At 51.5% G+C, this 231-nt stretch carries 1 protein-coding gene; it reads right to left on the reverse strand.

Annotation, left to right across the window (positions count from 1 at the left end; translation table 11 throughout):
* On the reverse strand, positions 1–231 hold a 231-nt coding region (locus SB751_RS35805), incomplete at both ends, for a peptidase G2 autoproteolytic cleavage domain-containing protein (RefSeq protein WP_410749707.1).

Below are 231 nucleotides of genomic sequence, written 5' to 3' on the forward strand. Positions count from 1 at the left end.
TCGTCAATTCTGACAAAGACTTGACCGATCAGGCCTATGACATGCCATTCGTCCCGAGAGTCGCGCGGCACGTATTCAAGAGTCGGATCATAGTCGGGGTTTAATTTTGGAACGCTTAACTCTTCGCCGCCATCGATAACCGTTTCGTAAACCAAGCCGCCAAATTCGTTCCTTTCGAACTGATCGTTCCAATAGAACGCTGCGCCTCCGAGTACCAAGCCGGCCGTTTCC

The organism is Cupriavidus sp. SIMBA_020, from assembly GCF_046535395.1.
Classification (GTDB): domain Bacteria; phylum Pseudomonadota; class Gammaproteobacteria; order Burkholderiales; family Burkholderiaceae; genus Cupriavidus; species Cupriavidus campinensis.